Here is a 25,534-nt window from a genome sequence, read left to right as displayed (position 1 = left end):
TTATATGGATAATAATTTCAATAAATAACATTCGATGGAAATTTAAAAACCCCTCTGTCGAAATCGTTTTTTGTAAAATATTTTTGGTGTTTAAACTTGTCTATACAATAAAAAAAGATGCTGTTAGAACAGCACCTTTCGACATGTTATATTTTATAATAAAAGTACAAAATGAATTATTTCTTACCTGGCCAATCAGACAGAAGTTCACTACATGATTGGCACCTGTTTATTTCGAGCTACCATAGGCATGAGTCTCCTGACCTTTAACTCCCGGTCTGACGACAAACAGTGAACCCGCATCCGGCGTCGCTTTCAGACGTTCTTCCTTAATCCCTATACGTGCTGTTGTAATGTACAGTTCTTCGAGATCGGGTCCGCCAAAACAGCAGGAGGTTACCTGATCTGCCGGTATATCAATCTGTTGCAACAGTTCTGATGTATCCGGGTTCCAGCGAGTGATTCTTCCTCCGCCCCAATGTGCAACCCACAGCATGCCCTCACCATCAACCGTCATGCCATCCGGAAAACCGAATTCCTCCGGTATATGAATGACACTTGTCCGATTCTGTATCGTACCTGCTGTCAGATCAAAATCAAACCGGTCAATCGAACGTGTAGGAGTATCAATATAATACATGGTCTTCCGATCCGGACTCCAACCCAGACCGTTGGATGTAGATACACCTTGTACCATCGTGCGAACAGGTTGTCCTTCCTCCAAACAATACAATGATCCGGCTTTGCTTTCATTATTCATGCTCATCGTGCCTGCCCAGAAACGGCCCTTCGCATCACACTTGCCATCATTAAACCGATTGGTATCCTTATCTTGTTCGGGGTCCTCAATGGCATGCAGCTCACCCGTAATCAGGTGAAACGTATGAAACCCACTGCGTAATGCAACCACAACCTCGTCACCCCGATACGGAACAACCGCGCCGACATGTTCACCCACATCATAAGCTTGATCCTGACCTGTAGCCGGATCATACACATGCACCTTGAAACTTTCAATATCGACCCACAATAATCGATTGTTCTCCGCATCCCAGCTCGGCCCTTCCCCCAGCAATGCGGGGGTTTGTACTGCAATAGTTACATTGCTCATGCCATCACGTCCTTTTTAAGATTTGACGCCGCCCGACCATTCGAATCCGATGGCATCCAAAAATGCTTTGGACAGTACCATATGGCCCGTTGCATCCGGATGTACCCGGTCATAAGTCAGCACAGACGTATAGAAATGATCCCAAAATGGGGCAAATGCAGCCTGTGTATCCACATACACCGCATCATACTCACTGGCAACCCTGCGTACCGCTTCTCCGTAGATATCCATCGTGGCCCGCATCGGATCTTCCGGATTGGCCTCAAGGTAATAAGGCGTCATCAATACCAGTCCTTTTAGGTTGGGACGAACCGAAGCCACCAGTTCACGCAATGTGGATTCGTATTCTTCAAGAAACACATGGGAGTCTGTTGAGAGTGGGTTATCAAACTGACGCCATACATCGTTAATACCGATCATGATTGTGAGCCAATCCGGTTTAAGGTCTAGCACATCACGATCCCAGCGCTGTTTCAGATCACGAATCGTATTCCCACTATTACCCACATTCTGGATACGCAACATCAATTCCGGATAGATGGATCGCAACAGGGCATAGACTTGTGCTACATAACCATGGCCCAGACCTGAACTTCCTTCGCCTACAGGATGTTCCCGACTACAGTCCGTGATCGAATCTCCGATAAACAGAAGCTTATCATTTTTCTGCAATTTCATTGTCATTTACTCCTTCGCTCTAAAGCGCTAATATAATTACCAGCCTTGGTTCTTAAGCCACGTCAAGCATAGATCCGACCATACCCGAACGGCGGGGTTGTCCTCAGCCAATCCAAGTCCATGTGAGCCCTTTTCAAAAACATGCAAGTCATAAGGAATGCCATGCGCACCCAATGCCAGTGCATAACGCAAGCTATTCTCTACAGGTACTGCCTGATCATCACTGGTGTGCCAGATGAACGCTTCAGGAGCATCCGCTCTCACCTGCTGCTCCGCGCTGAAAGCTTTAATCTGCTCGGCAGACGCGTCAGATCCAAGCAGATTTTCACGGGAACCGGCATGTCCATAGGACTCCATCGTAATGACCGGATAACAGAGAATAACCCGGTCCGGGCGTGAACTCTGGCGTTCAATGCGATCCTCATGATCGTGTTGTCCCTCGTCATACAGCGTTCCCAGTGTTGCTGCAAGATGTCCTCCTGCGGAGAAACCAAGTACTGCAATCTTGGCAGGATTGATGCCGTACTGCTCGGCATGCGCACGAACATAACGGATGGCACGCTGACCATCTGTTATCGGTGCTGGATGCTGGTGAGGTGCCACCCGATATTTCAGGACAAATGCACTGATACCTGCACGGTTCAGCAATTCGGCTATTGGAGCACCTTCATGATCAGCCAAAAATCCATAGCCACCACCAGGGCATACAATGACAGCGCTCTCGGAACCGGGCTGAATAAATGGAATCAAATGTGGCATGTCGTCTTCATGACCCTGCGCTGCATAAGGTGCAGCATGATCCCATAAGGGTATCGTGGTTGTCATCTTCAATCATCCTCTCCAAGTAGAACGGATACTAAGTGTCCGTTTAAACGTTTTCGAATCTCAGGAATCGATACCATCATAACGGCAATGACCCTCATGCATCAATACCTTCCTGGCATCACTTTTTAATCATTAGAGTACAAGTTAGTACAAATTACGGAACTGTTCGGGAGTCACTCCCTCAATCCTGCGAAAAGTAGCAACAAAATGGCTTGAATCCCGAAAGCCCACCCGAACTGCAGTTTCCTTAATCGTCAGGGCTGTATCACCTGTCATGATTTCCTTGGCTTTGCGAATACGCAGCAGAATGAAATAACTATAGGCTGTCATGCCAAAAGACTGTTTGAACAAGGTGTTCAAATGCCTGGATGAGATCCCCGTAACGGCAGCCATATGTTCAAGCCCAATCTCGGGATTCCCATAATGCTGCTCCATGAATGCAATGAGCGGGGCCAATCTCTCCACGGCATGTGAGATGGAATGACGATTGCCCGTCATACCATGTTTTTTGAGCATAATCAGAAATCGGTATATATCCGCTGACGCTTCGAGTCCCGACAAATCTTGATCACTGCTGATTGACTCCAGTACCTCCTGGCCGTAATTGTTAAATGGGCTGCCCTTCTCCCACTGATGGAATGCCGCTTCACCCAGACCAAGTGACTCCATGATTGCCGGACACTGCGAACCGCCAAATGTAATGTATAGTGTCTCCCACTCCCCCTGAGCGCGCACATATTCATGCGGTTCATTCGGAGGCAGCAAAATACCGGATGCTTCCCCCAGTATGACCGTGGACCCGGCAAACTTGAATTCTCCGGCTCCCTTCACGGTCTGAAGCCAGTGATAACAGGGATACCCCGCAGGTCTGGACACCTTCTCCTGATTGCCGTTATAACCCAGGCTCTCAATATAAAGAGGCAGCGGCTGATCACGTGATGTCATGAAATATCGTTGATGTCTGGGTGAGATAAACATGGGATGCCTCCTTGGGTATAGGCTGAATTAGACTTCCGTATTCTTATATGAGTCATTACTTTTATTATATTTTAAAAGTCATATGTATCATATAGTATAGGATTATTCTTATACAAGAGGTGAACACATTGATTAGCAGCAAACTACCCAAAATGTTCTACGGCGGCGATTATAACCCGGAACAGTGGGATCACGAAACCCACCTTGAAGACCTGCGCATGTTCCAATTGGCAGGCATTGATATTGCCACGATCAACGTATTCTCATGGGCATTGATTCAGCCTGATGAAGTTACTTACCGTTTTGAAGAACTCGACCAACTGATTAATCGTCTTTATGAGAATGGTGTCTATATATGCCTTGCAACGAGTACGGCTGCCCATCCGGCCTGGATGGCGAAGAAATATCCAGACGTGCTTCGTGTAGATGCTGACGGACGCAAACGCAAATTCGGCGGGCGACATAATTCCTGTCCCAACAGCCCAACCTATCGCAAATACGCTGAGAAGATTGCAGATAAACTGGCCGAACGATACAAGGATCACCCCGCAGTTCTCGTATGGCACATCTCCAATGAATATGGCGGTGATTGTTACTGTGATAACTGTGAGAAAGCATTCCGCGTGTATCTGAAGGAACGTTATCAGACTCTGGAACGGGTCAACCAAGCATGGAACACGAATTTCTGGGGGCATACCTTCTACGATTGGGACGAGATTGTACTTCCAAGCAACCTGAGCGAACATTGGGGGAACAACAATTCAACATTCCAGGGAATCTCGCTGGACTACTCTCGCTTTAACTCCGACAGCATGCTGGATTGTTATCTGTTAGAGTACGATGCGATCAAAAAACACATTCCGGACTCCGTTGTGACGACCAATCTGATGGGCTTCTTCAAGCAATTGGACTATTTCAAATGGGCAAAACATATGGATATCGTCTCGTGGGACAGCTATCCCGGTCTCGCAACACCTGTCAGCTTCACGGCCATGGCTCATGACCTTATGCGCGGATTGAAGGATGGTCAACCGTTCATGCTTATGGAACAAACACCAAGTCAGCAGAACTGGCAGCCGTATAATTCGCTGAAACGTCCAGGTGTCATGCGTCTGTGGAGTTATCAATCTGTTGCGCACGGGGCCGATACCATCATGTTCTTCCAGCTTCGCCGCTCCATCGGTGCCTGTGAGAAGTATCATGGTGCAGTTATCGAACATGCTGGACACGAGAATACACGTGTATTCCGCGAAGTCGCTGAGCTCGGCAAGGAATTGCAGATCCTTGGTGACACCACGTTGGATGCATCTGTTGAATCCAAAGTAGCGATTGTGTTCGACTGGGATAACTGGTGGGCCATTGAAAAATCAAGCGGACCTACAGTTGCCCTGAACTATGTGGATCAGATCCATAAATATTATGCAGCCTTCTTCCGCCGCAACATACAAGTAGATATCATCAGTGTGGATACGGATATTAGCAAATACGACATTGTCCTTGCCCCTGTCCTTTACATGGTTAAACCAGGATTTGCCGCCAAACTGGAGAAGTATGTTGAAGCAGGTGGAACGTTCCTGACGACCTTCTTCAGTGGCATTGTGAATGAGAACGATCTCGTAACCACAGGTGGATATCCGGGAGAACTCCGTAAACTTCTCGGTATCTGGGTGGAGGAGATTGATGCCCTGCTGCCGGAGCAAAAGAATCGCATTGTTCTCAAAGAAGCCTACGGCGATCTCAAAGGAGAATATGGCTGCGGCATGCTGTGTGACCTGCTGCACAGTGAAGGAGCCGAAGTCATCGCGGAGTATGGAGACGACTTTTATAAGGGCATGCCTGTGGTGACACGGAATACCTTTGGCCAAGGTGAAGCCTGGTACGTTGCATCCGACCCGGATGAACACTTCCTGGATAGTTTGTTGGGGCAGCTTGCAGCAGTCAAGAATGTAGAGTCCTTGCTTGAGACACCGGAAGGTGTTGAAGTCAGTGCACGTACCAAAGACGGCAAACCTTACCTGTTTGTCATGAACCATAACGCAACCACGCAATCCTATGATCTCGGTACAGCCCAGGCTCATGATCTGCTCACCCAACGCGAACTGTCGGGAAATGTTGAGATTGAGGCCCGCGGGGTGCAATTGCTCGAAATGAAATAAGTAATTTCGCTTCATTCGAATCATTGGAAGCACATCATGTGGCAGAAATACCCGTGATACAAAGTGTCACATATTTATTCCTTTTGTGCTTGTTATTGTGTTCAGCAAGGATAGTGGTATAATTTTTATACCTTTATCCTCTTCTGCAATCTATAAGCTGCTACTTCCCGTATCCGTTCACACCGGATACGGGTTTTTGGCATGATCTGTGGTTTAATTAATAGAAGGAAATATCACATTGCAAAGCGAATTGGACGAGACATACATTTTAACAATGCCTGCCGGAACTTGCTTGTGAACCCTGTTGCTGATCTATCATAAAATGATGAACAGCTGAAATATTGGTGACACTCATGATGTCACTTATTCGTTGTTACAATAGTAAGTATAACTACGACATCACTTTCCGGCGGCGCAAAGATCGAAACGGAGTGGCTGACATGAACAGAACAAATCGGCTTGCTGCCATCGTAATGGCACTACAGCATGGTCACGAAACGGCACACTCATTAGGTGAGAAATTCGAAGTTTCCCGTCGTACAATCCTCCGGGATATTCAGTCCCTCTCCGAGATGAATGTGCCCATTATTGCCATTTCGGGTCCGGGAGGTGGTTTTAGTTTAATGGAAGGTTATGTATTGCCCCCATTACAACTGGACCCGGTAGAGGCAGCGACGCTCATATTCGCTCTTGAGGGTCTGAGTCGCTACGCTGACACGCCCTTTCATGAGAAACGCTGGACTCTGATGAACAAAGTTAAAGCCATTATTCCAGATGATATCATGGCCCGAATTGATCCCATGCTCAAACAACTGCATCATCACATTCCAGATCGCAATTACATCCTTCATCACCTCGATCCATTGCTGGCCTGTATACCTGAACAAGGATGGTTAAGTGTGCTGTACCGCTCCGTATCACGTATGCGATGGCTGCATATCTGTCCCACACGGGTATATGCTTCCTCCGGCTTCTGGTATTGTGAAGCATATTCGATCGAACATGGTGAACAGCGTCTGTTCCGGGTCGATCGAATAATGGATGTCAAGGCGATCGAGCCACAGGATGAACAGACGTTAAGCGAACAGGCAGAGCAACAGCGCAACAAGCCGATCCCTCCCGAACAACCGCCAACTCTGGTTAGAGTACGACTGAGTTATCGGGGTATGGTTGAAGCCGAACAGGACGAGCATATCGGTGAAAAAATGATTGAAATTGCCCCAGATCTCTGGGAATTGTCATTTCTCTGTCCACCAGGAGAATGGGACTGGGCCGTACGGTTTTTTTACCGATTGGGACGTGAGGCTGAAGTGATCGAGCCCCTCAAACTCCGGAGCGAGATTCGTCAGCATGCCGAGGAAGTGAGCCGAAGATATATTGCTTCAACCCAATAATCGCTTCATCATACTTTTCAAAGGAGCCTGCTGATATCATGACATATGAACCCGTTATAACATACGAAGAAGCAGTACAACGCATCCAGTCTATAGGGATGCTGCCTTTGGCACCACTATTCGCCGAATACCCTTCTCTATCGTCGCTAACTCCCAAAGAACATTGGCACAAGGATGATGAACGCGATCCCTGGTTATGGCGTTCACGCCTGGCTGAAGAAGGCATCGCTTCATATGGAAAATTCGTCAAAAAGAAAGCGCTTCTTATCTCGCGTGAATACTTCCCTTGGGTCCACCGACTGCTTTCCGACTCCAGAACCGCCCAGGAGCAGTATGAAGCAGGGTTGCTCTCCCGTGAAGCGTACAAACTCCATGCGTTAATTGCAGATCAGGAAGGCATCGATGGACGTGCCTTGCGATCACAAGCCGGTTTCGGGGCAAAAGAGGATAAGAAAGCATTTGACCGCGGGCTACTGGACCTTCAGGGCTGTGCTGCCATTGTGATCAGTGGAACCAAAGAAAAAGAGGGGCTCGCAGAAGGCAAAGTCGCATGGAACAGCTCTGCATATGAGACTGCGGATCATTGGATGCAACGTCACGGCATTCAACCATTTGAAGGCAGCGTAGAAGAGGCCCGTGAACTGTTGATTGCGCAATTACAGAAACACGCATCTTCCGCCGCATTATCAAGCATTACCAAAGCAATGGGCATCCGTGGAATCTAAATGAAGCCAATCCCGGTTGTCGTGCAAATTTCAACCGGAATTGGCTGTGTGGTTTACCTTATAATGCATCTCAGACGATAGTCCTCTCCATCCAGCATGGATTTAGAGAATCACGCCATCCTTGAATATGGCAATCTCTCGGAATCCATGCTGCTCACTGAGTGTATGAGACCGTCCTGAAGCAATGTCAATCAGTTGGCTGAACAGCTGTACTTTGACCTTATCCATCGTCTGCCCCTCCAACAGTTGGCCTGCGTTGAAGTCGATCCAGTGTTTTTTTCGATTCGCAAGATCGGATTGAGTCGCAATCTTGACGGTAGGTACCGGGCCTCCGAATGGAGTGCCCCGTCCTGTTGTGAAGAGCACGATATGTGCACCTGCCGCAGACAGTGCCGTGACAGACACCAGATCATTACCCGGTGCTTCTACAATATTCAGACCGGTTTGAGTTACACGTTTGCCATAGCGCAGAACGTCAACGACTGAAGAACGCCCTCCCTTTTGTGTACATCCAAGTGACTTTTCCTCGAGTGTGGTAATGCCACCTGCCTTATTACCAGGTGAAGGATTCTCATAGATATTCTGGCCATGGTTCACAAAATATTGCTTGAAGCCGTTCACGAGGTCCACCAAATCGTGAAATACCTGCTCATTGGCAGCACGATTCATCAAGATCGTCTCCGCACCAAACATCTCCGGAACTTCCGTTAGAATAGCCGTCCCACCGGCTGCAACCAACATATCAGCAACCGCACCGACCAGCGGATTGGCTGTAATGCCGGATAAACCATCCGAACCACCACACTTCAAACCAATTTTGAGTTTACTGAGCGGAAGCGGTTGCCGTTGTTCATGTTCGGCGATCTCCACAAGTTCTTCCATCAGTCGAAGTCCTTCCTCAAGCTCGTCATCCGTTTCCTGCGCTTTGAGAAACCGTACTTTGCCTCTGTATTCCGGAGCGATACACTCACGGAATTCATCGACCTGATTGTTCTCACAGCCCAGCCCGATGACCAGCACACCTCCAGCATTCGGATGCTCCACCAAAGAGGCCAGCAACTGTTGTGTATACTTCAGATCATCGCCAAGCTGTGAGCACCCGAATGGATGTGGAAAGTGAAATACACCATCTACCCGGCTTCCAAACTGGGACTGACCCATACGTGCCAAAGCTTCACACACTTTATTGATACATCCAACCGTGTTCACAATCCAGATTTCATTACGGATACCTGCTTCACCATTGGGACGCAAATATCCATCGAATGAGCACAGATGTTCCGGAGGCATGTCCGTCTGAATCTGGACTCCCGGTTGGTACTCATATTCAAGTAATCCGTGCAGACCCGTCTTCAGGTTGTGACTATGAATCCAGCTTCCCTGCCTAATCTGCTCTTTCGCAATCCCGATGGAGAAACCATACTTCATCACATCATCACCCGGTGCCAGCGTATGAACAGCAATCTTATGCCCTTTGGGTACGTCATCCAGCAAATTAAAAGAAACTCCGTCTGGCAGTGTAATCTGTTCTCCTTTGGCATAATCCCGAAGCGCTATAATGACGTCATCCTGTGGTTGAATGGCAATCCAATCATTGATTGTACTTGTTGTGTTCATTTCCCTTCACCTTCCAACAAACCGATTTCACGAACAAGTGCTGCACGCAGCCCTTCTCTTGCATCTAGATTTTCGCCCCAGATCAGAGTATCCGACAACACAGCCGCTACCCGGTGATCCAGTTGCTTCTGATCCCTGTTGAGCGTGTCATAACCGTCCCAGTGTGCGGCCAAAGCACCCAGCACATCGGGGTCATCCCGCAACAGAATGTCATCCCCATTCAGTCGTTGTGCCTTGTAACCCTCTGGCGTATTCACAGGACGATAGAGACATAATAATCCAGCAAATCCTTCAATTAAACGTACTGGCCAACTTCCCTGATTTTGCTCGTAAGACAACAGTGTAGGCAGCACACGAACCTTGAATTTTCCGATCGTATTCAATGCAATATCTTGCAATTTGTGATCAATGTACGGGTTAAGGAAGCGTTCGAAGACTTCTTCCGCATACTGGTCCAGCTGATGATCGGGCATATCCAGGGCAGGAACGATCTCCTGATGCACAGCTTCCCTGATCCATGAGCCAAAATGCGGATCTTCCATCGTTTCTCTCACATGCTGCTTGCCTTGCAGAATGCCGAGGGATGACATTAAGGTATGTGCCCCATTCAAAATACGAACCTTGCGTATCTGGAAAGGCTTCAGATCTTTCACCCAATGTACATTGAGACCTGCCTGCTTAAGAGGAAGTTTTTTGTCCAATGATTCATCTCCCTGAATAGCCCAGAAATGATATGGCTCTGCCGTATTAATCAACTGATCCTCATACCCCCAGCGATTCGTCAAGGAATCAGCTTCCTCCCGGGTCGGCGCACCTGTCACAATTCGATCTACCAGATTGTTCAGGAAATGATTATGATTCTCGATCCATGAACGAAAACCATCTGAATACCCATAATCCTCACTATGCTGGAGGACACAACTGCGCAGCACATTCCCATTGCCTTCAAGCAGCTCACATGGCAGATGAATCAAACCTCTGGATGGGTCACCATCAAATTTCAAATATCGCCGATGCAGAAACACCGTTAATTTCCCCGGAAAGGATTGAACCGGTTCACCCTCGATATAGTCCGCATACGAATATTTCAATCCTGATTCAGTTGTATTGGAAATAACGAACTCAAGTGAAGGCAGTTCTGCCAAGTTCAGAAAGGCATCCCATTCCTCATACGGATTGATACACTGTGAAAAAATGGAGATCAACTCTGTCCGCTCAACCGGCTTCCCTTGAGACAGACCTCTCGTAATCATCGTATATAATCCATCCTGATCGCGAATCTGTTCCAGCTTGGCCTTGCCTCCCGGTCGTGGTTGGGTAACAGCTACACTTCCATGGAATTTGCCTTGTCTGGCACTCTCATGAAGCATCCAGTCCGCAAATCCCCGCAAGAAATTACCTTCTCCGATCTGCAAAACCTTCACGGGGCGCTCCATAATCTCCTTGCACTTGCGCTGACCGTCGCTCCCCAGTAAACTCAGCTTCAACCTTGGCCGTTTCGTGCTTGCCGACATGGACACTCACCTCATCGATTATTTGTACTGTCGGAATGCAGTTCGAAGGCTCTGCACCCTTTTATTGTAAACGCTTTAAATTCATTGTATCATCAATAAAAGGAAATTAAATTGCTTATATTGCGGTAAATATACTCTCTCATGACCAGGTATAACATCTCGTTGAAGACGATCGTCTGGAAAGGAGTCTTTATGGAACGTTCACCTGTTCGTACAACTATTCAGGCAGAATCCGGTATCCCGTTCCGCCTGGTGTACAGCGACACCAAATCTCCCCAGAATGAATTGCCGGATCATCTTCATGACTGGCATGAAATTATCTATGTATATCGGGGTCAGGGAAGCATCTTTATTGATACAGGACTTGAAAATATGCAGGAAGGAGATCTGTTCATTATTCCGGGCAGCACAGTTCATCGAGCCTTGCCGGATGCTGGAAATCCTGTTACATCTTCCGCATTGTTCTTCAGCCCGGGATTGCTGGCCTCGACCGCTGGAGGCGCTGCTTCTTCTATGTTAAGCCTGTTTGAACGTTGTCGCAGACAACGAGTGTATAAGAGACATCTGAGTACACAAGAGCAATCACAGGTAGCAGCCCTTATTGATGATATACAGACCGAACTTCAGCTCGGTCATCATCTAAGCGCACATGCGGCCCTGTTGAGGCTACAACTGTTGCTCATTTTTCTGGAACGTCTAGAAGCTGCGGGACCTGCGAACCCGGGGAAATCCGCTGCGGGACCCTCATGGCTCTCTTCTACGATCTCTCATATTGACGATAACCTTCGAAATGGCCTATCCCTGAATGAACTGGCTCAGTATGCTGCGGTATCACCAGCCCACTTCAGTCGTGCCTTCAAACGATACACGGGCATGACTCTAACGGATTACGCATTAGCCCGAAGAGTTATTATGGCGAAAGAACATCTGGTGCAGGGCGATGAGACGATGGCAGCCGTTGCTGATGCTTGCGGGTTCGACAGTCTGCCCCACTTTTATCGTCAATTCAAAAAATTGACTGGTACAACTCCCGCAGCTTACCGCAGAGCCATGAACAGCTCACGTTAAACTAAAACCGTCCTGAACGTAGTTCTCCCGCTTTAATCATATATATCCACATATTCTTCCATATGGTAGATGTGGTATGATAATCTGGATTATTACTTGTCGGAAATATTGCATTCCGTTGTCAGAGGAGCTTGGCAGTCCATGTTAAACGAATTGAATCGCAGGAATATTGGCATCTTCGCCCATGTGGATGCGGGGAAAACAACAACCACTGAGCATATGTTATATGAGAGTGGTGTCGTCCGCAGTCCGGGACGTGTAGATGAAGGAACAACCGCCACAGACTCACTGGACATTGAAAAGGAACGTGGCATATCCGTTCAGGCAGCCATGACCTCTCTAATCTGGAAGAACACCATCATTGACCTCATTGATACACCTGGACATATTGATTTCAGCTCGGAAGTCGAGCGAGCACTTCGGGTGATGGACGGCGCTATACTCATTCTGTCCGCAGTAGAGGGAATTCAAGCCCAGAGTGAGGCCATCTGGCATGCCCTTCGTTCACTCCGCATCCCAACCATCATTTATATTAATAAAATGGATCGGATTGGCGCATCTGCCCCAGCAGTCATGGAACAGATTCGTTCCACCCTGTCCCCTTTCGCATGCGAAATCCAAACGTATCAATTCCATGAAGATACATTTCATGGCATCAGCTCCCTATGGAATGATAATCAGGATACGCTGTCAGATCTCACACCATCCATCCCAGGTCTGGTCGAGATACTCGCTGAACTGGACCCAGAGGTCATGGAAGCCTACATTCATGAGACTCCATTATCCCAAAGGGATCTGAATGAAGCCTTCTTGCGGTATGTGCATCAGGGTGAGATGTTCCCTGTGTGTTATGGTGCCTCCGGCAAAGGAATCGGTGTCACGGCATTGCTGGACACGGTCCTTGCATTTCTGCCTCCACCTGCACAACCTGTGGATTCCCCCGTATCGGGTGTTGTGTTCAAGATTGAACGTGACCGCACGATGGGACGCACGGCCTACGTTCGCATGTATGGTGGCAGTCTCCACAACCGGGATACCATTCATAATTCGACGCGGGAACTTGAAGAGAAAGTGACGCAGATTCGCCGTATGGATGGACGGAAATGGGCCGATACAGGTAGCGTTCACGCAGGGCAGATTGCAGCACTGTTCGGACTGAGTGATACACATGTGGGGGACATTATTGGCAGTCCCGAGGGTGTGCCTCCTTTGCCACAGATGGCTGTGCCTTTGTTGACCGTACAAGTGCATGGCAAGGACCCGGCACGTTACCCCGATCTTGTCGCAGCATTGCAAGAGTTGACGGATGAAGACCCCTTACTTGACCTGCAATGGTTGCCGGAGGAACGAGAGCTGCATCTCAAGGTCATGGGAACCATTCAGCTTGAGATTTTATCCAGCCTGTTACGGAGCCGTTTCGGTTTGGATGTTGTGTTCGATCCACCATCCGTTATCTATAAGGAAACGCCTCGTGCAGCCGGGGAAGGTTACATCGCTTATACGATGCCCAAGCCCTGCTGGGCCATCCTGCGCTTCAGGATTGAACCTTTGCCTCGCGGAAGCGGTCTGATCTATGCCTCAACCGTAAGGACCGATGATCTGCTGTTACGTTATCAGAATGAAGTTGAACGGCGGATTCCCGAAGCCTTGTCTCAAGGTATGCTCGGTTGGGAAGTAACTGACCTGCGTATCACGCTGGTGGAGGGAGAACATCATGTCTGGCATACCCATCCGCTGGATTTTGTCGTAGCCACGCCTATGGGAATCATGGATGGATTAGCGAGAACAGGTACCACGTTGCTGGAACCCCTTCTTCAGTTCCGACTAACGGTCCCGGAGGAATATGGCGGTAAGGCCCTCAGCGATCTGGTACATATGCGGGCAACCTTCGAAGCCCCTGTCATCGGTAGTGGACGCTGTATTATTGAAGGACTTATGCCTCTTGCAACGTCAATGGATTATCCGGTGAAGCTGCGTTCCGAGACTGGCGGCCGCGGAGTGCTTACCACTTCATTTGCCGGATACCAGGATTGTCCTGCGGATGTGAACACTGCTCGCAAACGCAGAGGAGTTAATCCGTTGGACCAATCGAAATATATTTTAAGTGTACGAAATGCGATTACATCATAATTGGAGTTGAACCTGTGCTTATTAAATTTCTTATCTTTGGCCTTCTATGGCGGATTGTAGGTAATCCGTTCATTGCCATCCTCATTTTACTCGTTATCCTGTATTTCCTGGATCGTCGATACGTTGGGGTGTTCCCAAGCTTCACCAGACCTCTCAAGCGTTTGCGTAACATCTCCCGGCTTCGCCAACAGCTTGCCATGAGTCCCAATGAAGTGTCTTCCAAGCTGGAACTGGCTCGCCTGTTAATTGAGCGCAAACGTTACACTGAGGCACATGCCTTATTGCTTGAACTGGAGCGCCCATACGAACAATCCGCCGAATATTGGGAGGCACTGGGAACCACTGAGCTTCACCTGGGCAACATCGAAACGGGAGAACGTCACATTTTAAAAGCCCTTGAGATCAACCCAAGAGTCAAGTACGGACGCCCGTACTTAACCCTTGCCGGTGCCTTCAAAGATACACATGAGGATAAAGCGCTGGATTATGTACATCAATTTCAGGAGATTCATTCCTCTTCCAGTGAAGCGTATTATCTGCTCGGCACGGTCCATCGTTCCCTTGGACGTAATGCAGATGCGAAGCAGGCTTACGAGCAATCGTTGAACGTATATCGTTCGTTGCCCAAATACAAGAAACGTCAGGAGCGCCGCTGGGCTGTCCGCAGTTGGTTCCGCAAACGTGGATTGTAGTGTCATCCGTTATCCGATGTAATCTTCAGATATCACTCTTCTAACTAATAAAAGTGCACTGATCTCTGCCCTCGTATGAGCAGAAACAGTGCACTTTTTTCATAACAATGATATTAATATACCAAAATCTCACGCAGGCGTTCTTCATTCAGACGCATCCAGTCCATCCGCTGTTTGAGCTTCTTAATCTGATCCACAGCCACTTCCGGCTCATCTGTGCCCTCGAACATCCGACTGATGAAATGCATGACCACATCCAGACTGCGCAGCAGAATTAATCGAGGAATGGCTAACAACTCTTCCGGTTCAAGGCTGACCTGTTCCCGAAATCCCCTGATCAGTCCCTCTTGTGCCTGCCACATCCAATCTTCACTCTTGTCCATGGTAAGAAGGTCAGACATCGGAACAGCTAACTCCATGACCCGCAAATCCCATGTCGCAAATTCAAAATCCAAAATGGCACAGATTTCACCATCTTGCTGATCTGACAAAACATTCGAGGCATTGACGTCCCCATGGACCAATTGATGCGGCAACTGTTCCATTCCCCGCAGGGCATCAAACAGATCTGGCAGCGCATCTCCCAGTTGCTTCAGCTCATGCGCACATGCGATTAATGCCTCTGGCGGCGATGCGCATAGTTGTAATAATCGTTCTGGTGAACAGAGCGGATATGCGTCCTGAATTCGATAGTACGGTGGATACACAGGTTCAAGTGGTATATCCAGCGTTGCCATAACAGAAGACAGGGCCCCCGCCGCTTTACCGAGTCCAAATAATTGGTCTGGCTTATGCCAGATGGGATTGACACCTTCCCGATAATGAAACAGCGTCGCAATTTTGGTATGACCTGTGAGGGTATCTTTTACAGGAAGAAAGGTATCCCCCTCGCCAGATAACCGCCTTACAGGTGAAGGTGTATGAAGCTTAAAGTTCGAACGTTGGAGGGCTTCCAGCACCTCGTGTTCAAAGGTGATTTTCATCGGATCATTATGTGTTTCATATTGTCTCATTACGTAACTCGTTCCGTCTATATGGAGCATGTAGGTAGAATTATTCATCCCACCTTTTCCACGCTCACCTATCCAGTCCGATGTGAAACCATAGGAGGCCAACACTTCGGATATACGTTGCTGCTCTGAATGATGGAGGGAACCGGATTCGATATTTTGCACCAAAAATTAACCCCTTTATCTCTCAAAATGGAACGGTCTTTTATTTATCTTAAAGGAAGTCCATCGCTCGGTCTAGTTCTGTTCCAATGTGATCATGAGAACGGATAATATCCAGTTCGATTAAGCTGCTCTGCAATAACACGATAGCCTCTCGCATTGGGATGCACTCTGTCCCAGAACAACAGCTCACGCTCACGACCTTCGAACTTGTCATAAACCTGAGCACACGCATAGTTGCCCGATCCCGCTCCATTCAAAAATGAATTATATTGGCGCACCCAGTAGGCTGCTTCCGTCGCTTGTGGATACGGGTTGTACAATCCGATAGATCGGACCATATACTCACTATTGCCCTTTAACTGCCGAATGTGCCTCATGATCTGGGATACATTACTGCGGGTTTCTCCAAGCACCTGTGTCATTTTACTGGCATTGGGTATGCCGCCACTTGATTTAAAGGTACGAATCAGATCATTCCCGCCAATGGATAATGTAATGATATCCGCCTCACTCAGCGATTGCCGTACGCGGGGATGCGAAGAGATCATCTGCAACATCCCCCCAGACGTCAGTCCATTTACGCCCATATTTTCCATGGATACAAATGTACGAACATTCATTTCTGCCATTCGCCGATATAAAGGAACAAAGCCGGTGCCCAGCAACGCTCCTGTACCGACCGTTAATGAATCTCCTATAGCCACATATCGATATACCATCCCGTCGCCCCTCTCTGCTGTGAATTCCTGAACAATAATGAACTGCTCTATATCTTATGATGAGTGGCAAGACAAGGCGCGGGATGGTGTCCTTAGGCAAGCACCTTTCTTTTGCTGTACAAGACCCTTGTTCTTCTGTAGAGGTAAAAAAAGAAAAAGCCCTGCCGCATAACACGGCAGAGCCTAATCCATTCGTTGTAATGCATTATATTACATGCCTATGGTCCGATCCGACTCAACGGAATTCGCCTGTTTCTTGTTAGGGAACGGCCACCAGTTCGCCCGGCCAAACATCTTCACCATCACTGGCACGAAGAATGGCAGGAAGAGCAGAGAGTACAGGATCAGCCCGCTAAGAACTACTGTAGCAATCTGCATCATTGAGAGAACACCGGATGGATACATCGCAGCAAAAGTTCCGCTCAGAATGACCGCTGCAGATAGAATAACGGTTCCCATGTTTTTCATCGCGTACAATATGGCATCCTGTACTTTCATGCCTTTGTTCTCATTGAAACGATCCATCAGGAAGATGCTATAATCCACACCGAGTGCAATCAGCATGACAAATCCGAAGAACGGAGTAACCCAGCTGATGCCTGCGAATCCAAGGATATTAACAAAGACCACTTCGGTTAACGCCATTGATGTGAAATAAGCCAGTAATAAGGAAACGATTAGATACAATGGCATAATGACCGAGCGAAGCAGCACGACCAGAATAATGAATGTACCCGCCAGCATCAACATGACAGTACGTGTATAGTCATTATTCGAGATCTCCTGCAAATCTGCAAATGTACTCGTCACGCCACCTATAGCTATGTCTGCTTTTTCAAGCGTACTGCCTTGTACCGCACGATGTACTGCCGCTTCAATGTCAGGAACACGGTCAATAGCTTCTGTGCCGTATGGATTCTCTGCAAAAATAACATCAATCGTCATCGTTTTTCGATCTTCGGAAAGATACGTATCAAATACCTGTTTGAAGTCTTTGCTGTTCAGAGCTTCTTCAGGAACGTACCAGCCTGCCAGATCCGAATCCGGTGAATTTTGCAATTGCGTCAGATAATCCTGTGCCGAATCCAATCCTCCTGAAACCTGTTTGATGCCATCGACACTTTGGTTCAGTCCATCTGTCAGTTGTGTCAGCTGACCACTCAGATCCGTGAAACCTTGCTGCATTTTCTCCTGACCACCCCGAAGCTGGCCAAGTCCATCCTGGATGGAAGGAATCTCACTAATGACTTTCCCCTGACCATCAGCAGCCTGTTTAAGACCGGATTGTAACTGACTGATTCCCGTTACAATTTGGCCCAGACCATCAGCAAGAGCCTTCTGTCCGGCTGCTGCGGAGGCAAAACCTTCATTGGCCTGATTAATTCCAGCAGCGGCTTCTCCCAGCTTGGTCTGAATCTGACCCAAACCTTGAGCGAGCTGAGCTGTACCAGAACCGGTTTCACCAATCGTGCCTTTGATACGCTGGTAATCAGCATCTTGCTGTAATTCAGGATATCGCTCTTCAAGTGCTGTGAAGGATTCGGAGAGACTGGTCAAAGCTGTTGAAACCCCGCTTAGTTGTTGCTCCAGTTCACGAGTTCCTTTCCCCAGTGCAGCGACACCAGCTCCCGCCTGACGATAGGCTTCAAGTAACTGATTATTCGCCTGCGCAAGTTGATCTGCACTCGTTTTGGCTTGCTGAAGCCCGGCTTTTAATTCACCGGCACCTGCGGAACCATCTCGAATACCTTTTTCAATCTGCCCAAGTCCCTCACTGAGTTGCGTGATACCCGATTGCAACTGCGAGGTCCCTTGGGTAAGTTTTCCTGCCCCATCAGCAGCTTCTTTTAATTGGGGTTCATTTTTACTTAGCTGACTGCTGGCTTCACTCAGACCATCACGGATTTTGTCCAGACCCGTCTTGCCTTCTCCCAGTCCATCCGATAATGTTCCCACTTGCTGTGTAACTTCAAAATCTTTGATCTCATCACCCGTAGGTCGTGTCATACTGCGGACACCAGAGACTCCGGCCACTTTCTCTACTTCACGGCTAATTTTCTCGGCTACAGCCATATACTTCGCATTATCCATCGCTTCATCGTTCTGAATGACGATCTGACCCGGCAGCGATTCACCCGGACCGAAGCTGTCGGAGATAATGTTGAATGCTTTTACGGAATCATATTTCTCCCCAATCTCATCGAGACTGTTGAACGACAGTTTGCCATCGTAGGTTGCCAATAAAGGCACACAGACAGCCGCAACGATGAGCAGCGCAGCCCATGGACGTTTCAGTGAGAAGCGGCCAGCTACACCATAGATCTTGCTCTCCGCATGTTCAAGCGAACCCTTCGACGGCCAGAATAACTTCTTGCCTAATACCGCCATGAAGAAGGGAACGATCGTCACCAAGGCGAGCATCATTACGGCAATACCCACAGCTACGGCAACTGCAGAACGATACAACATAAACTGGGCAAAGCCGATCGCAATGAATCCAACCAGCACGGCCAGTGCTGAGAAGAGTACCGTTTTACCCGCAGTACGATAGGTAGCAATGATGGCGTCCCACGTATTTTCATGATGAGCCAGTTCTTCCTTGAACCGACTGATTAACAGGATGCAATAATCCGTACCAATCCCGAACATAACGGCGACCATAAAGATCTGTGTAAACGTTGATATCGGGAAGTCGACCCCATCCACGAGGAATGCAACAATCTGTTGCGATACAATGTAACTGATCCCCACCGTCAGCAGCGGTACAAACGGAGCTACAAACGAACGGAACACCAGGAACAGAATGAGTAAAATAAAGACAACGGTAATATATTCCGACTTCTTGAGCCCCTCTTGGGAACTTTCAATGGTATCCTCGTCAATCAGACCTTTACCGGTTATGTAGTGCTCCACATTGACGGACTTCAATGTTTCATTCAGGTCTTCCCGCATTTCCTTGACTGTACGATCTCCCTGATCAATAGATAGCGACGTTAATATCGTTTTGCCATCAGCCGAGATCATCTTCTCGGACAATTCAGGCTGAGAGAAAGGTTCCAGAATGGACAGAATGCCCAGCTTCTCTTTGTCGGCCTCCAATTGTTTAACAGCCTTCTCTGCCTTTTGTTTCCCCGTGGTACCCAGACCATCGGGATTATAAAATACAAGAGCAATTTGGCTGCCCTGCTGTTCTCCTTTTTGTGCCGCAGCTTCATTCAGAATCTTTGCAGCCTGGGTGGAAGAATACCCTTCAGGAACCGAAAACTGTCCCTTCTCCCGGATTAACTCACTCATGTTAGGGGCGGTAAACATCAATACGGCAGCTACAACCACCCATAGCCCCATTAACCACCATCTTGCTTTCAGTATCGCTCTCATTCGTTCTCCTGTCCTCCTTCATGCGTTAGCAAAGCTGCCAGCTTCTCAAAAGATTCAATGAAAATCCGAACCTCTTCCGGTGTAAAATGAACCAGATACGGCTCCAGAATCTGCTGTATTTCCTGTTCTGTCTCCCTGTACACCTGTCGCCCGTTGTCCGTCAGAGTTAAATATACGACCCTGCGGTCACGTTCATCCCCTGCACGATCGACCAGATCACGATCCACCAGCTTGTTGACCAGAGCAGTAATACTGCTCTTGCCTATGCATAATAGTTCTGCCAGATCAGAGGGCGTACAAGTCTGCTTCTCATTAATAAGTCGAAGGGAACAGAACTGATCCATCGTCAAAATCTGCCCTACACGTTCACGTATCTGGGTATCAAACCGTTTGGTTACCAAGAAAGAAGCATCCAAATAGCGATTAACCAAACTTCCAGCATCCGGTCTGTTCATTCATCATTCTCCTTTCGCAATATAGTTCACTTAACGAACTATTCTCCTGTGAAACTATTCTATAATGAAACTATATTGAAAAGCAATACTTTACTCCTGCTTTTTTTGATGAGAACAATAAAAAAACAGGACGTCCGACTCAGCTAATTGCCAAATCCAACATCCTATAATGCGTATGCTCTATTTATTTTATAAAGTAGTAGAACACTTCTGCGTTATTCTTCGTCTGTATCTTCCTCTTTTTCAAGTACACAACGGAACCGCTCCACACCTGGATAAAGCTCGCCCAGACTATATACGATGAATCCCGTATTCCGGTAAAACTCCAGGGCCTCCAGATCCGTCTCTGCAATCAAAGTGTCAGGATTGTATTTCTCCAGCAGCTGTGAAATCATGCCGCGACCATAATTTTTGAGGCGGTTCTCCGGCAGAACGGCAATATGGTGGATGGTAATCTCGCTGGAGCCTGTATGCTCATAACCGATCAGACCGATCAATTGCTCCTCTGCTTCATATCCGGCCAGATACAGTTCGTCATTCTCTACATATTGTTTCAACGCACGTTTCAGATGATCCGGATCAGGAAAGACTGAGTAAGATAACAGCTCCTGTACTACCGGTTCTTCTATGCGTGATTTCAAATTAATTAACACCCTTATTCCTCCTATACCTTGCTTGTTTCCGTTATCGTATTGTAGTCGTTAGCCTCGCAAAGTTCAAGTCGTATAATGATTCAGTTCCGATTGAAGCACAGTCGAGATGTTATCCGAAACGTTGATCTGCGCCAAATGATATGCATCCAACAGTGCGCCTCCAACAGCCTTATCGGCAGCGGATCACATACTCGCGATACCTTCCAACACATGTTGCTCGGCATGGATATCGTGATAACGATTGCAACCTCCCTTTTGCACATAGGATAACAACCTTCCGTTCTGATCGGCGACAGCCACACGGGTGTGGCTCCCTCCTCCATCCATCCCAATTACGTATGTATTCATCCCTAACTTCTCCCTCCCAACAGAACAATAAGAGTGCCGGGGCTTTAATCAGGTCCCGGCAGAGAATTTATTGCTTTTGCACAGCGAAACGTAGCAGTTCACAACGAAATTGTGTCGGTTCATCATACTTATCCTCTTCAATCGTCTGTGTGACATGTTCTTTAAGCAGAATATTCCAGCCTTTATAAGCCTCCTCAAGTATAGCAATAGCCTCGGCTGTGGGCAGGTTCAATTCAATTAACGGCTCGACATCACGGCCTGAGTTCATTTCTTTCTCCTCCACATTGGTACTCATCGTAATACAATGAATGCCACCTGTTCGAGTTCCTGCTTGTAACCGCTCTAGCGCTTCTTTGAATGCTAGTTTATTCGATACATGTTCCAGACAAGAACAAGCAGCTATAAAGTCAAAATGATCCTTCTCGATGGCATAATGCTCAACGTCTGCTTTTACAGCTTGCACGAGATGATCCACCTTATATTCTTTCGCATACTTGCGAAGTCCATCTATAGCCTCGTCCAGCAAATCCACACCGATGACTTCACTGTTCGTCTGTGCAAGACGCTGTGCAATGGGTATCGTATGCCTTCCTACTCCGCATCCCAGATCAAGGACACGCAGTTCCTCCTTGTGAGCGAGGATACGTTCCAGCATATCCATAACCATAGGCATTGGCCTGGACATCCAAGTACCCGAGGCGAATAATTCATTATTCTCATAGAAGTTAGAATGATAACCTGCCTCTGCTTTTCGTGCAGCCTCAAATTGTTCATTTCCCATTAAGACACCCCCATAGTTTAGAAATTAAACGTCAATGTCCCGGTACCAGCGAATAAAAGGATTGAAAAAATGAACATGATGACCAATCCAGCCGTTACAAGTAATTTACCCGTATCTCTCTTGTATGAACTGTCGTTAAACAACATGACTCCACCTATGGAAATAGCCACCGGAGCGAGAAAAAGTGTAATCAGTACAAGCAAAACGATGGAATAACGATCCAATACCGATTCTTCATATTCAGTCATATAAGGTTGTTCAGGCATTGCCGTTTTTGTGGCAACCAGATTACCGCAAGATTTGCACTTAAACTCATCTTCTGCCATTCCTTCATGGCAGTAAGAACATTTCCTTTGTGTGCGTGCCATCTTCCGCCCCCTTCCACATCTGTCCTATCCATGAATACCCATAATACAATATAAGAAATCAATGGATTACCGATGCTGGATGCGACAGATGGTTCTTCATAAAGGATTCCAGTGCCGCCTCATATCCGGTGCGATCAACTTGAAACGCTGTGCCATGACCCGCACGGGGGACGGTCAGCAATTCCTTTTCGGTTGGGCAAGCTTCGTACAACCTGTACACCATTTCCGTTGGTACAAACGTATCCGCCTCCCCATGAATGAACAACACGGGAACGTTAACTTTGGCAAGTTGCTTGAGCGCAGAAGCCTCTTTGAAGGAATACCCTGCTTTCCACCGGGAGATCAGACTTGTGACAGGTATGAACGGAAATGCAGGCAGCTTGTATAGTTGCTTTAACTGGAACGTCAGTTCTTCTTCCACAGATGTATATGCACAATCAGACACAATCGCTTTAACCTGAGCCGGCAGGGTTTCACCACCTGTCATCAGTACGGTTGCTCCTCCCATGGAAATACCGTGCAATATGATTTCCCCTTTTGTACCCAATTTTTCAAGCACCCAGTTGCTCCACTGTACATAATCCTTACGATCTAACCACCCAAAACCGATGATGTCACCTTCGCTCCGGCCATGACCCCGATCATCCGGCATTAACACATTATACCCATGCTTTTCCGCATAAAATCGGGCAAAACCAGCCATTTCTCTGCCTTTCCCCGAATAACCATGTGCCAGAATCACGGTCTGATTTGACCCCTTATTGGAACTAAGCCATGTACCATGCAGTTGTAGTCCATCATACGATTGAAGAATTACCTCTTCTGTAGGCTGAGCATCCAGCCACTTCAGGTCAGAAGCACTGCTGATGATTTCATTATCCGGCTCAGGCATCAGATTCGGATTATCCACCAAAAAAGTTTTTGGCGTACGACGAATGGCGGTTTTGAAAAAATAAAGTCCACCTGTCCACAGAAGAGCAAGAAGGATCAGTACCATTACTGCAAGTACGTAGAATATCATGAACGGGTCCTACCCTCTTTCCTTATTGAGATATCATCAATCTTTACTTACTCGTTGCAGTGACGCACAGGCAGCTTGGTAGGCAGGTAACAAAGCATCCAGCAAAGGTTCTGCTTTTCGTGATTGACCTTCCTTCGCGAACTGCTCTATCTGGGCAAACAAAGTTGATAAATAACGAATCCCCAGACTCAGACTCCCTGATTTCAGATCATGGGCTATTTCAGTAGCAGCAACATGGTCGCCAGACACAATATTTCTGCGCAGCACCTCAATTTTGCCAGGTGTTTCGGTACGATACATATCCAACAACATGCCAAGGAGTGTGCGATCGCCATCGGTGTTTAATTCCGCAATCTCATGCACGATGCTCATATTCAGTACCTCTGTCGCTTCGGAGGATTGCTGCCACTTCTGGATCATCTTACTCAGCACTTCCAGCGTGAAGGGTTTGCCAATAAAGTCGTTCATCCCGGCTTCCATACACTTGTCTTTCTCTCCCTGCATAACATTACCTGTCATTGCAATGATGGGTGTGGGATGGCGCATTTCATCCATTTCTATGGAGCGGATTTGGCGTGTTGCTTCCAAACCATCCATTAATGGCATCATATAATCCATGAGAATCAAACTGTATGTTTTGCTGTGAAAAGCTGCAACGGCCTCTTCCCCATTCACTACAGAATCCACTTGGGTTATTCCCAGCTTTTTGAGCTGCAGCATAACAAGCTGCCGGTTGATGACATTATCATCGGCCAGTAATACGGATACAGAAGCAGTTTCATCATGCATAGCCTCCCTCTGATACTCTGGAGTGGAAGTAGCAGACTCATTCACGGCCTGATTAACGTGTTTTTTGCCAAGTGCAAGTTCGAACCAGAATGTTGATCCTTCACCCTCCTGACTCTCTACTCCAATCTCACCTTCCATTAGAATAACGAGTGATCTGCAAATGGATAATCCGAGTCCTGTCCCTTCATACTCTCTCGAGCGTCCTCGTTCTGTCTGCACATAGGGTTGAAATAACTGGGTCTGATCTTCTTCCGAAATACCAATCCCTGTATCTTCAACTTCAAATCGAATGATTTGCTTGTTCACATCATCCTTACTAAGAGTGACTCGTATCTGTACAGAGCCTTCTGATGTGAATTTGTTCGCATTTTGAATGAGATTGATCAATATCTGCGTAATCCTCGTTGAATCCCCTTCAAGAAGATTGGAGATGCCAGGGTCACAGTCTACTGATAACCGATTGCCGTTCTTTCTGACTTGGGGTTCAAGCAAACGAACAATATAATTTATCGTCTCTTGCAGATCCACTTCTCCCCGTTCAAGCCGCATCTGACCCGCCTCAAGTTTGGATAGATCCAGAAGATCCTGAATCAACTTAAGTAGCAGTTTGGCAGCATCCTGTATAACGGAAACCGAAGTCTCCTGTTCTTCAGACAAGGGGGACAGCTTAAGCATCTCAGCCATCCCCAATATGCCATTTAATGGCGTGCGAAAATCATGACTGATGCCTGCAATAAATGCGTTTTTGGATTCCCCTGCATCTACTGCTTGCTGACGTGCAGCTTCAAGACTATTATTGTTCTTCGCAAGCAGACGCTGGAGTGTTACCAGTTCATTATTCATATCCGAGAACTCCGCGAGTATCCGTTCCTCTTGCTCTTTGCTCCGAATCATCTGATCCGATAACTGCTCAATCGTTCTGCGCAGCCTCTGTATCTCTCCGTTCTCAGTAGACATCA

Annotated in this window: 22 protein-coding genes; 6 read left to right on the top strand and 16 right to left on the bottom strand. The window is 47.5% G+C overall.

Annotated elements, in window-relative coordinates; genetic code table 11:
- Positions 1-229: 229 nt before the first annotated feature.
- From MKY85_RS10695 to MKY85_RS10680, 4 genes are all read right to left on the bottom strand, one after another.
- Entirely contained in the window at positions 230-1,111 is an 882-nt protein-coding gene (locus tag MKY85_RS10695; protein WP_339260380.1) for an SMP-30/gluconolactonase/LRE family protein, read from the bottom strand.
- Positions 1,112-1,126: 15 nt separating this feature from the next.
- Entirely contained in the window at positions 1,127-1,789 is a 663-nt protein-coding gene (locus MKY85_RS10690) for an SGNH/GDSL hydrolase family protein (protein WP_342572555.1), read from the bottom strand.
- 36 nt (positions 1,790-1,825) lie between these two features.
- On the bottom strand, positions 1,826-2,614 hold the full coding sequence (locus tag MKY85_RS10685; protein WP_339241484.1) for an alpha/beta hydrolase: 789 nt from the start codon (positions 2,612-2,614) through the stop codon (positions 1,826-1,828).
- A gap of 144 nt (positions 2,615-2,758) precedes the next feature.
- Positions 2,759-3,592, bottom strand: coding sequence for an AraC family transcriptional regulator (locus MKY85_RS10680; RefSeq protein ID WP_342572554.1), 834 nt, complete (start codon positions 3,590-3,592; stop codon positions 2,759-2,761).
- A 128-nt stretch (positions 3,593-3,720) separates the two neighbouring features.
- On the opposite strand from MKY85_RS10680, the gene MKY85_RS10675 reads away from it, so the two are divergent.
- From MKY85_RS10675 to MKY85_RS10665, 3 genes are all read left to right on the top strand, one after another.
- Positions 3,721-5,748, top strand: a complete 2,028-nt coding sequence (locus MKY85_RS10675; protein WP_342572553.1) for a beta-galactosidase — start codon at positions 3,721-3,723, stop codon at positions 5,746-5,748.
- A gap of 440 nt (positions 5,749-6,188) precedes the next feature.
- Positions 6,189-7,142, top strand: coding sequence for a WYL domain-containing protein (locus MKY85_RS10670; protein WP_342572552.1), 954 nt, complete (start codon positions 6,189-6,191; stop codon positions 7,140-7,142).
- A 38-nt stretch (positions 7,143-7,180) separates the two neighbouring features.
- A complete protein-coding gene (locus MKY85_RS10665; RefSeq protein WP_342572551.1) occupies positions 7,181-7,867 on the top strand; it encodes a hypothetical protein in 687 nt (228 codons plus the stop codon).
- 102 nt (positions 7,868-7,969) lie between these two features.
- On the opposite strand, the gene MKY85_RS10660 is transcribed toward MKY85_RS10665, so the two are convergent.
- The gene (locus MKY85_RS10660) at positions 7,970-9,484 is read right to left on the bottom strand and encodes an altronate dehydratase family protein (RefSeq protein WP_342572550.1); all 1,515 of its coding nucleotides are present in this window, start codon (positions 9,482-9,484) and stop codon (positions 7,970-7,972) included.
- Positions 9,481-10,998 carry a tagaturonate reductase gene (locus tag MKY85_RS10655; protein ID WP_342572549.1) on the bottom strand — a complete coding sequence of 506 codons (1,518 nt, stop codon included), beginning with the start codon at positions 10,996-10,998 and terminating at the stop codon, positions 9,481-9,483. The genes MKY85_RS10660 and MKY85_RS10655 overlap by 4 nt, the downstream gene beginning before the upstream one ends.
- Positions 10,999-11,190: 192 nt before the next feature.
- Here MKY85_RS10655 and MKY85_RS10650 point away from each other — a divergent pair, with 192 nt between their 5' ends.
- From MKY85_RS10650 to MKY85_RS10640, 3 genes are all read left to right on the top strand, one after another.
- Positions 11,191-12,066: an AraC family transcriptional regulator gene (locus MKY85_RS10650; RefSeq protein ID WP_339260367.1), complete on the top strand. Its 876-nt coding sequence runs from the start codon at positions 11,191-11,193 to the stop codon at positions 12,064-12,066.
- A 141-nt stretch (positions 12,067-12,207) separates the two neighbouring features.
- Positions 12,208-14,196: a translation factor GTPase family protein gene (locus tag MKY85_RS10645; RefSeq protein WP_342572548.1), complete on the top strand. Its 1,989-nt coding sequence runs from the start codon at positions 12,208-12,210 to the stop codon at positions 14,194-14,196.
- Between the two features lie 14 nt (positions 14,197-14,210).
- A complete protein-coding gene (locus MKY85_RS10640) occupies positions 14,211-14,888 on the top strand; it encodes a tetratricopeptide repeat protein (protein WP_342572547.1) in 678 nt (225 codons plus the stop codon).
- Between the two features lie 113 nt (positions 14,889-15,001).
- Here MKY85_RS10640 and MKY85_RS10635 read toward each other — a convergent pair whose 3' ends face one another.
- The 10 genes from MKY85_RS10635 to MKY85_RS10590 form a co-directional block, all read right to left on the bottom strand.
- The gene (locus MKY85_RS10635) at positions 15,002-16,063 is read right to left on the bottom strand and encodes a phosphotransferase (protein ID WP_339241462.1); all 1,062 of its coding nucleotides are present in this window, start codon (positions 16,061-16,063) and stop codon (positions 15,002-15,004) included.
- A 92-nt stretch (positions 16,064-16,155) separates the two neighbouring features.
- Positions 16,156-16,782 (bottom strand): GDSL-type esterase/lipase family protein, encoded by a 627-nt coding sequence (locus MKY85_RS10630; RefSeq protein ID WP_339241461.1) that lies wholly within the window; start codon positions 16,780-16,782, stop codon positions 16,156-16,158.
- A gap of 210 nt (positions 16,783-16,992) precedes the next feature.
- The gene (locus MKY85_RS10625; protein ID WP_342572546.1) at positions 16,993-20,160 is read right to left on the bottom strand and encodes an MMPL family transporter; all 3,168 of its coding nucleotides are present in this window, start codon (positions 20,158-20,160) and stop codon (positions 16,993-16,995) included.
- Entirely contained in the window at positions 20,157-20,615 is a 459-nt protein-coding gene (locus MKY85_RS10620; RefSeq protein ID WP_339241458.1) for a MarR family transcriptional regulator, read from the bottom strand. The genes MKY85_RS10625 and MKY85_RS10620 overlap by 4 nt, the downstream gene beginning before the upstream one ends.
- Positions 20,616-20,830: 215 nt before the next feature.
- Positions 20,831-21,268, bottom strand: a complete 438-nt coding sequence (locus MKY85_RS10615) for a GNAT family N-acetyltransferase (RefSeq protein WP_339241456.1) — start codon at positions 21,266-21,268, stop codon at positions 20,831-20,833.
- Between the two features lie 183 nt (positions 21,269-21,451).
- On the bottom strand, positions 21,452-21,616 hold the full coding sequence (locus MKY85_RS10610) for a hypothetical protein (RefSeq protein ID WP_339241455.1): 165 nt from the start codon (positions 21,614-21,616) through the stop codon (positions 21,452-21,454).
- 67 nt (positions 21,617-21,683) lie between these two features.
- A complete protein-coding gene (locus MKY85_RS10605) occupies positions 21,684-22,397 on the bottom strand; it encodes a class I SAM-dependent methyltransferase (protein ID WP_342572545.1) in 714 nt (237 codons plus the stop codon).
- A 17-nt stretch (positions 22,398-22,414) separates the two neighbouring features.
- A complete protein-coding gene (locus tag MKY85_RS10600; RefSeq protein ID WP_339241450.1) occupies positions 22,415-22,765 on the bottom strand; it encodes a hypothetical protein in 351 nt (116 codons plus the stop codon).
- Between the two features lie 58 nt (positions 22,766-22,823).
- Positions 22,824-23,786, bottom strand: a complete 963-nt coding sequence (locus tag MKY85_RS10595) for an alpha/beta fold hydrolase (RefSeq protein WP_342572544.1) — start codon at positions 23,784-23,786, stop codon at positions 22,824-22,826.
- Between the two features lie 36 nt (positions 23,787-23,822).
- Positions 23,823-25,532, bottom strand: a complete 1,710-nt coding sequence (locus tag MKY85_RS10590) for an ATP-binding protein (protein ID WP_342573329.1) — start codon at positions 25,530-25,532, stop codon at positions 23,823-23,825.
- Between the last annotated feature and the right edge of the window lie 2 nt (positions 25,533-25,534).

It is taken from the genome of Paenibacillus sp. FSL R5-0749 (assembly GCF_038595085.1).
In the GTDB taxonomy this organism is placed as follows: Bacteria; Bacillota; Bacilli; order Paenibacillales; family Paenibacillaceae; genus Paenibacillus.
The sequence above is the reverse complement of the archived record's forward strand: the minus strand, read 5'-3'. Positions and strand labels throughout refer to the sequence as shown.